Source organism: Phenylobacterium sp., assembly GCF_041916435.1.
GTDB lineage: Bacteria > Pseudomonadota > Alphaproteobacteria > Caulobacterales > Caulobacteraceae > Phenylobacterium.
The window spans coordinates 592,517-600,717 of record NZ_JAYRZM010000004.1; the positions used below are offsets into that span (position 1 = coordinate 592,517).

An 8,201-nucleotide genomic window follows, 5' to 3' on the forward strand; every position below is an offset into this window, starting at 1 on the left:
GGTAGCGTCGACGAGGGTGGTTGGAGAGATTCGGTATGACGTCGGGGGCGCCCTGGAGCGTCAAGGGTATCGACCCTAAGGCCCGGGAGGTCGCCAAGGACCTCGCCAGGCGCTCCGGTATGACGCTTGGGGAATGGCTCAACCAGGTCATTCTGCAAGACGACGGGCCGGACGAGGCCACGTCCGAAACCTTTTTCACTGATCGGCCGGCGCGCCAGCCGCCGCAGGCGCAGGCGCAAGCGACGGCCCCGCGCTATGAGGCGCCCGAGCATCCGGCGGACTACGTCGAGCGCATGGCGGGCCTGCTGGAACGGCTGACGACCCGCATCGAGGCCGCCGAAACCCGCGCCGGCCAGGCCGTGTCGGGCGTCGAGCAGTCGGTGCGCGCGGCCCTGGAGCGGATCGAGGCGGCGGAGAAGGCCCAGGTCGGCGTGAACGGGCTGGTCGAGGGGATCGCCGAGGAGGCCAAGGCCGTTCAGGCGAGCCTGTCCGACCGGCTGGCCAGGATGGAGGCCGAGGCGGCCGGGCCGCGCTCCAGCGAGGCGCTGCGCGCCCTGGAGGGGGCGATCAGCAAGATCGCCGGCCAGGTCTACGACCGCGACGCCCACACCAAGGAACTGATCGCCAGCGTCGAGGAACGGCTGGGCAAGATCGAGACCGAGGGCGGCGTCGACGCGGCGCTGATCGACGAGGTGGTCAACCGCGTCGGCGAGCGCCTGGCCGAGGCCGAGGGCCGCACCGCCGACGCCCTGGAGGCGCTCCGCCGTTCGCTGGCGGCGCTGGACGGGCGGCTCAACTCGGTGGAGCAGGGCGGCGCGCCCGCGGTCGAGCAGAAGCTGGAGTCCCTGGCCGAGCGGCTGACCGGCAGCCTGGAGGCGGCCCGCTCGGAGATCGCCGAGAAGCTCAAGGCCGACGTCGAGGAACGGTTCGACCGGATCGAGCGCACCTTCGACCAGATGAGCGAGCACGTCCGCGACGCCGAGCAGCGCTCGGCGCGGGCGATCGAGCAGATGGGCCGCGAAGTGCTGAACGTGGCCGAGGCGCTGAACCGCCGCGTGCAGGCCGCCGAGACCCGCAGCGCCGAGGCCGTCGAGAAGGTGAGCGGCGAAGTCGCCCGCGTGGCCCAGACGATGGACGCGCGCCTGGGCAAGAGCGAGTCGGTGCACGTGGAGGCGCTGGAGAAGCTGAGCGCCGAGATTTCGCGCATCACCGAGAAGCTCAGCGAACGCATCGCCAGCGGCGAGCGCCGCTCGGCCCAGGCGATCGACGACATCGGCGAGCAGGTCGCCAAGGTGACCGAGCGCATCAACAACCGGGCCGACCAGACCTCCGACGACCTGTCCGAGCGGATCCGCCAGAGCGAGGAGCGCACGGCGCGCCTGCTGGAGGACGCCCGCGAGCGGATCGACCAGCGGCTGGCCGAGGCCCGCCCCGCCGCCGAGGCCGAGGCCGCCGCTCCGCCGGTCGCCGAGTACGAAGCCTCCAGCTTCCCGGCGCGCGAGGAGCCCAAGGCGTTCGACGACGACCCCTTCGCCGGTTTCCCGACCGTGGGCGAGGAGGAAGAGCCGCGCGGGGCCGCCGCCGGCTTCCTGGAGCGGGCCTTCCCGTCCGCCGCCGCGGCCGCGCCCAGGCTGGAGGCGCCCGAAGCGCCGGCCGAGCCCGAGGCGGTGGAGATCGACGTCTTCGAGCGTCCGTCCGAGGTCAGGGCCGAGACGGTCGAGGCCGCGCCCGCCGAGGAGGCCGAGCCGCCCGCGTTCGAGGCGCCGGGCTTCGAGGCGCCGGGCTTCGAGGCCGGCGACCTGAAGGCGGACGCGGAAGCCGTGGACGGCCCGTTCGCCGCCGAGCCGTTCCCCGAGAACGGCCGCGGGACGTTCGATCCCTTCAGCGAGGTCGAGGAGACGCCGCAGGAGGCCCGGGCGGACGACGGCTTTTCGGCCGATAGCTTCGCCAGCGAGGACGACTTCTCGAGCGACGACGACCTGTTCGGCGCCTCCGAGGCGGAGGGCGCGGCGGACGACATGCTGGCCGACGGCCAGACGGGCCGGGGGCTGACCACCCGCGAGGTGGTCGAGCAGGCGCGGGCCGCCGCGCGGGCGGCCGCGCAGAACGGCGACAGCAACAAGGCGCACAAGGCCAAGGGCGGCGGCAAGTCGCTGTTCTCCGGCTTCGGCCTGTCGCGGCCCAAGCGCCGGGCGGGCGGCACCTTGCAGACCTTCCTGCTGGTTTCCGGCGGGGCGGCGTTCCTGGGGCTGGCGGCGGGCGGCATCGCCCTGATGAACGCCAAGCCTTCCGGCCAGGCGCCGGCGCGGATCGCCGAGTCGCGGGCGATCGTCGACGAGACGGCGACGGGCGAAATCCCCGCCGATCCGCGCGCCTCGGTGGCGCTGGCGCCGCAGTCGACGGCCGGCATGGACGACGTGGGCGCCTCGCCGGTCCAGGCGGGGGCGTCGGGGCCGGACCTGGAAGCGCTCTACGGCGAGGCCGTGCAGGGCCTGGAAGGCGGCCAGGCCGGCGGGCTGGACGAGCTGAAGAAGGCGGCCAATCTGGGCTACGCCCCGGCCCAGCTCTATCTGGGCAAGGTCTACGAGGGCGGCCGCTTCGGCGTGAAGAAGGACATGGCCGAGGCGCGCGCCTGGACCGAGCGCGCCGCCGAGGGCGGCGACCGGCGGGCGATGCACAACCTGGCCCTCTACTACTTCAACGGCGAGGGCGGGCCGAAGAACTCCACCACGGCCGCCCAGTGGTTCCGCCGGGCCGCCGAACTGGGGCTGGTGGACAGCCAGTACAACCTGGCCCGGCTCTACGAAGAGGGGCTGGGCGTCAGCCAGAACGCGGCCGAAGCCTACAAGTGGTTCCTGATCGCCGCCCGGTCGGGCGACGAGGAATCCAGCACCAGCGCCGAGCGGGTGAAGGCCGGGCTGTCGGCCGAGGCGCGGGTGGTGGCCGAGCGGGCCGCCGCGGGCTTTCGTCCCGCCGCGGCCGACGCAAACGCCATGACCGCCTCCAGCGGCTCGGTGACGACCGCCCAGAAGGCGCTGTCGAAGCTGGGCTACTACCAGGGCCCGGCCGACGGCGAATCGACCCCGGCGCTGCGCCTTGCGGTGGCGGCCTACCAGCGCGACCAGGGCATGGCTGCGACAGGAACCCTCGATAACACCACCGTCTCGCGGCTGGCCGTCTTCACGCGTTGACTCGCACGGCGGGCTGCGCGAACTGCGGGAGGCTCGCGCCGAGGGCGGGCGGCCTGACCGGCCCCGGCGCCGGCTGATCGATCAGAGGCGCTAGAGGCATTGGATTTCTACCTTCCCATCGCGGAAGTGTCCGTCAACGGGCCGATCCTGGTGGCCCTGGGCGCGGCGGTGGGGTTCGTCTCGGGGCTGTTCGGCATCGGCGGCGGCTTCCTGATGACGCCGGTGCTGGTGTTCCTCGGCATTCCGCCGGTGGTGGCGGTGGCCAGCGAGGCCAACCACGTGGCGGCCTCCTCCATGTCCAGCGTGATCGCCTACGGCCGCCGCCGCGCGGTGGACTTCCGCATGGGCGCGGTGCTGGCGAGCGGCGGGGCGATGGGCTCGGCGATCGGCGTGGAGATCTTCCGCTGGCTGCGCCTGCTGGGCCAGGCCGACCTGGTGGTCTCGCTGTCCTACCTGATCTTCCTGGGGGTGATCGGCGGGCTGATGCTGACCGAGTCGCTGGGGGCGATCCTGCGCCGCCGGCGCGGCGAGACGGCCCCGCCGCATCGCGACCGCCGGCCGGTGTGGCTCTACGGCCTGCCGTTCAAGCTGCGCTTCCCGCGCTCGCGGCTGTACATCAGCGTGATCCCGCCGATCGCGCTGGGGCTGGGGGTGGGGATCCTGTCGGCGATCATGGGGGTGGGCGGCGGCTTCATCCTGGTGCCGGCGATGATCTACATCCTGCGCATGCCCGCCGGCGTGGTGGTGGGCACGAGCCTGTTCCAGATCATCATCACCACCTCGCTGACCAGCGTGCTGCAGGCCGGGCGCAACCAGACGGTGGACGTGGTGCTGGCGACGCTGCTGCTGATCGGCGGGGTGCTGGGCGCCCAGCTCGGCGCCAAGATCAGCGCCCGCTTCCGCGCCGAGGAGCTGCGCGCGCTGCTGGGCCTGATCGTGCTCCTGATGGGCCTGAACATGGGCCTTGGCCTGTTCGTGAAGCCGGGCGAGCCCTTCATCATGATGTCGGGGGCGGGCTGATGGCCATCGACCTGCCGCCCACGGACCTGCCCCCGGATCTGGCGACGACGGCGGACGCGGCCCAGGCGCCGGTGATCTCGGCGGCGCTGACCGACACGCGGGTGCGGGTGACCTCCAGCTTCAACGGCGCGCGGATCGTGCTCTACGGGGCGGTGCTGGACCCGTCGGACACGCCCAGCGACGTGGTGGTGATCGTGCGCGGGCCGGACCAGCCGGTGCGCCTGGCGCGCAAGACGCAGGTGGCCGGCATCTGGATCAACAGCCGCCCGGTCGTGTTCCAGGGCGCGCCGGGCTTCTACATGGCCGCCTCGACCCGGCCGCTGGACCAGATCGCCGACTTCGGCGTGCTGCGCCGGCTGGGCGCCGGGATCGATCACCTGGCGATCAACGCGCCGACCGAACAGCGGGTGGAGACCCGCTACGGCGTGCGCGACGTGGTGGTGAGCAAGCTGGGCGCGGACTATCTGGACTGGCGGCGCGCGGTGGTGCGGCTGAAGGAGAAGGCCGGCCTCTACGACGCGGATTCCAACGGCGTGCGCTTCGTCGACCGCGACCTGTTCCGCGCCGAGATCGACCTGCCCACCGAGTCGCCGATCGGCGTCTACACGACCGAGATCATCCTGTTCCAGCACGGCGAGGCGGTCTATCGGCGCACCCGCAGCCTGGTGGTGGAGAAGGTGGGCCTGGAACGGGCGCTTTACCTTTTCGCCCATCGCAGGCCATGGTTGTACGGCTTAGCTTCGGTCGTGATCGCGCTGAGCGCAGGCTGGGCCGCCTCGGCCGCCTTCCGGAGGTCGTGATCCCATGCAGTCAGCCGGCCGGGCGCCGCCGCCGCTCTGGATTATCGCGCTCCTGGCGCTGAGCCCGTTCCCCGTCGCCGCCCTGACCTACGCCTACGGGCCGGCCGCCCGCGCGCCCCTCGCCCTGATGGTGATCCTGACCTGGTCGGCGGTGGTGCTGGCGTTCCTGGGCGGGGTGCGCTGGGGGCTGGAGACCGGGCGCGAGGCGCCGCGCTGGCGAAGGCTGGTGGTCTCGGTGATCTCGCCGGTCACTGCCTGGATCCTGTTCCTCGGGCGCGAGGCCATTCCCGATTCCTGGGAGCTGATCGGCTATCTGGCCGCCTTCCTGCTGCAATGGCTGTTCGACCATTCGGCGCCGGACGTGCCGGCCCGCTGGCCGCGGCTGATGACCACGCTCACCCTGGGCGCCTGCGTGTCGCTGGCCATGGTGCTGGAGAAGGTGCTGCGGATGTAGCGACCCGGCCTAGTCCGGGCCGAGGGAGCGCCAGCCGACGGCGTGCACCCGGTCCGCGCCGAGGGCGCCGACGATCGGCGGGCGGACGAAGAGGCCGGCGAAGGCCGCGTCGCGCACGTTCAGCCCGCCCGTATAGGCGCCGAACGCCGGCAGGATCAGGCGGCTTCCGTCGGTGACGAAGCAGCGGCGGCGCACGCTGCCGCGGCTGGCGCGCACGCGGGCGCAAGGGTGCAGGTGGCCGCTGACCTCGCCGCCCTGCGGACCCGGCTGGGGCTCGTGGCGCAGGACGAGCGGGCCGACGCTGAGCTCGGCGGCGATCTCGCCCGGCAGGCCGCGGGGGCCGTCGGCGTCGTGGTTGCCCACCACCCAGATCAGGGTGCGGCCGGACGCCAGGGCGGCCAGGCGAGCCGCGTCGTCCGCGTCCAGACGATCCTCGGCCCGGCGGTCGTGGAAGGTGTCGCCCAGGAAGACCAGGGTGCGCGGCGAGACGCGGCGGACCTCGGCCTCCAGCCGCCCGAGGGTCTCGCGGGTGTCGTAGGGCGGCAGCATCTGGCCGCGCGCGGCGTAGGCGCTGCCCTTCTCCAGGTGCAGGTCGGCGACCACCAGCATGGCCGCCTCCTGAAGCCACAGGGCGCCGGAGGGACGCAGCACCGCGGTTGCGCCGGCCACCTCGACGGTAAGGATCCCGTCGGGCCGGGGCGCGGGCGCAGGCGCGGGCAGGTGGGCCAGGCTCATGCGCTGGCCTCGGCGATCAGGTCGGCCTCGGCCTCGGACAGGATCATCTCGGCGGCCGAGCCGGGCGTGCGCTCCTTGCCGATCTCCAGCATCATCGGCACCGAGAAGGGCGAGAGGTGATCTAGCGCCGCGTGGCGGATGCGGCCCTTGATGCGCGCCAGCATCTGGCCGAGGCGCGCCACGTCCACCAGGCCCGAGGCGGCGTCGGCGCGGGCGCAGCGGAGCAGGAGGTGGTCGGGCTGGTGGCGGCGAAGCACGTCGTAGATCAGGTCCGTCGAAAAGGTGATCTGGCGGCCGCTCTTCTGCGGCTGGCCGGGGAATCGGCGCTCGATGAGCCCGGCGATGATCGCACAGCCCTTGAAGGCGCGCTTCATCATCGAGCTCTCGGCGAGCCAGTCCTCCAGGTCGTCGCCGAGCATGTCCTCGGCGAAGAGATCGGCGAAGTCGAGGCCGTCGAGCGGCTTCAGCGCCCAGATGGTCAGGGCGTAGTCGTTGCAGACGAAACCGAGGGGCGCCGCGCCCGCCCGCTCCAGCCGGCGAGTGAGCAGCATGGCGAGCGTGGTGTGCGCCAGCCGCCCCTCGAACGGGTAGCAGACCATGAAGAAGCGCTTGCCGCGCGGAAAGGTCTCCAGGAGCATCTCGTCGGCGGCGGGGATCAGCGAGCGGTCGCGCTGCAGCTCCAGCCATTCGCGCACGTCGGCGGGCAGCACCTTCCAGTGGTCCTGGTCGGACATCATCTTGCGCACGCGGCTGGCCAGGAAGGTGGAGAGCGCGAACTTGGAGCCGCCCCAGGAGGGCATCTTCGGGTCCTTGTCGGCGGCCGGGCTGACCAGCACGTCGAGGCCGGTGATGCCCACGAGCTTCCAGACCTGGCCGGCGAAGACGAAGGTGTCGCCGGGCTCCAGCATCTCCAGATAGCCCTCCTCGACCTCGCCGATCTTGCGGCCTGGGCGGGCCGAGCGGCCGATCGCGATGCATACGTTCATGGTCGCGGGCGAGACGATGGCGCCGACGTTCATGCGGTGGCGCTGGGCGGTGGCCGCGTCGCGCACCTTCCAGGGGCCCTCGCGGGTCTTCACGATCCGGCGGAAGCGGTCGTAGGTCTTCAGCGCGTAGCCGCCGGTGGAGACGAAATCGACGACCTGCTCGAAGTCTTCCCAGGAGAGGTCGCGGTAGGGGCCGGCGCAGGTGATCTCCTCATAGAGGTCGAGCGCGTCGAACGGCTCGGAGCAGGCGCAGCCCATGACGTGCTGGGCGAGTACGTCCAAGGCGCCGGCGCGCGGCGGGTCGCCGTCCAGGGTGTTTTCGGCGATGGCTTCGCGGGCGGCCTGGCACTCCAGCATCTCGAAGCGGTTGGCCGGCACGAAGAGGGCGCGGCTGGGCTCGTCCAGCCGGTGATTGGCCCGGCCGATGCGCTGGACCATGCGCGAGGCGCCCTTGGGCGAGGCGAGCTGGATGACGAGGTCGACGTCGCCCCAGTCGATGCCGAGGTCGAGGGTGGAGGTGCAGACCACCGCGCGCAGGGCGCCCCTGGCCATGGCCGCCTCGACCTTGCGCCGCTGCTCGGCGGCCAGCGAGCCGTGGTGCAGGGCGATGGGCAGATTGTCCTCGTTCAGCCGCCAGAGCTCCTGGAACGCGAACTCGGCCTGGAAGCGGGTGTTGACGAAGACCAGCGCCGTGCGGGCGGCCTTGATGGCCTCATAGACCTCGGCCATGGCGTGCTGGGCGGTGTGGCCGGCCCAGGGCACCTGGCCCTCGGAGAGCAGCATGTCGACGATCGGCGCCGCGCCGCCGGGACCGCGCACGAGGTCGATGGAGGTTTCGGGCTTTGGAGCGAGGCGCCGGGCAAGATGCTCCCCCTCTGGGGGAGCTGTCGCGGAGCGACTGAGGGGGACTGAGATGTCGACGCCATCTGCGTGGGCCGCGCCGGCCCCCTCCACCGCTTCGCGGTCCCCCTCCCCCAAGGGGGGAGGAGAACGCCGAGTTCGGTCACCAAGCGGG

The 8,201-nt window shown here is 72.4% G+C and carries 6 protein-coding genes; 4 read left to right on the plus strand and 2 right to left on the minus strand.

The annotated features are described in order from the left end of the window. Positions 1–119 precede the first annotated feature (119 nt). From ACE3TA_RS14285 to ACE3TA_RS14300, 4 genes are all read left to right on the plus strand, one after another. On the plus strand, positions 120–3,191 hold the full coding sequence (locus tag ACE3TA_RS14285; protein WP_374574792.1) for a peptidoglycan-binding protein: 3,072 nt from the start codon (positions 120–122) through the stop codon (positions 3,189–3,191). A gap of 99 nt (positions 3,192–3,290) precedes the next feature. Then, positions 3,291–4,211: a sulfite exporter TauE/SafE family protein gene (locus tag ACE3TA_RS14290; RefSeq protein ID WP_374574794.1), complete on the plus strand. Its 921-nt coding sequence runs from the start codon at positions 3,291–3,293 to the stop codon at positions 4,209–4,211. Beyond that, positions 4,211–5,011, plus strand: a complete 801-nt coding sequence (locus ACE3TA_RS14295) for a TIGR02186 family protein (RefSeq protein WP_374574796.1) — start codon at positions 4,211–4,213, stop codon at positions 5,009–5,011. Before ACE3TA_RS14290 ends, ACE3TA_RS14295 begins: the two co-directional genes overlap by 1 nt. Positions 5,012–5,015: 4 nt before the next feature. Next, on the plus strand, positions 5,016–5,465 hold the full coding sequence (locus ACE3TA_RS14300; RefSeq protein WP_374574798.1) for a DUF3429 domain-containing protein: 450 nt from the start codon (positions 5,016–5,018) through the stop codon (positions 5,463–5,465). A 9-nt stretch (positions 5,466–5,474) separates the two neighbouring features. Here ACE3TA_RS14300 and pdeM read toward each other — a convergent pair whose 3' ends face one another. Both pdeM and ACE3TA_RS14310 read right to left on the minus strand, forming a co-directional pair. After that, entirely contained in the window at positions 5,475–6,200 is a 726-nt protein-coding gene (pdeM, locus tag ACE3TA_RS14305; RefSeq protein ID WP_374574800.1) for a ligase-associated DNA damage response endonuclease PdeM, read from the minus strand. Continuing rightward, positions 6,197–8,201 (minus strand): helicase-related protein (locus tag ACE3TA_RS14310; protein WP_374574802.1); only part of this gene is annotated, 2,005 nt, incomplete at its 5' end. The genes ACE3TA_RS14310 and pdeM, both read right to left, overlap by 4 nt.

Bases quoted from the DNA above. Each gene is read 5' to 3' on its own strand.
- ACE3TA_RS14285 (WP_374574792.1), top strand. From the start codon at position 120: ATGACGCTTGGGGAATGGCTCAACCAGGTCATTCTGCAAGACGACGGG.
- ACE3TA_RS14295 (WP_374574796.1), top strand. From the start codon at position 4,211: ATGGCCATCGACCTGCCGCCCACGGACCTGCCCCCGGATCTGGCGACG.
- ACE3TA_RS14300 (WP_374574798.1), top strand. From the start codon at position 5,016: ATGCAGTCAGCCGGCCGGGCGCCGCCGCCGCTCTGGATTATCGCGCTC.
- pdeM (WP_374574800.1), bottom strand. From the start codon at position 6,200: ATGAGCCTGGCCCACCTGCCCGCGCCTGCGCCCGCGCCCCGGCCCGAC.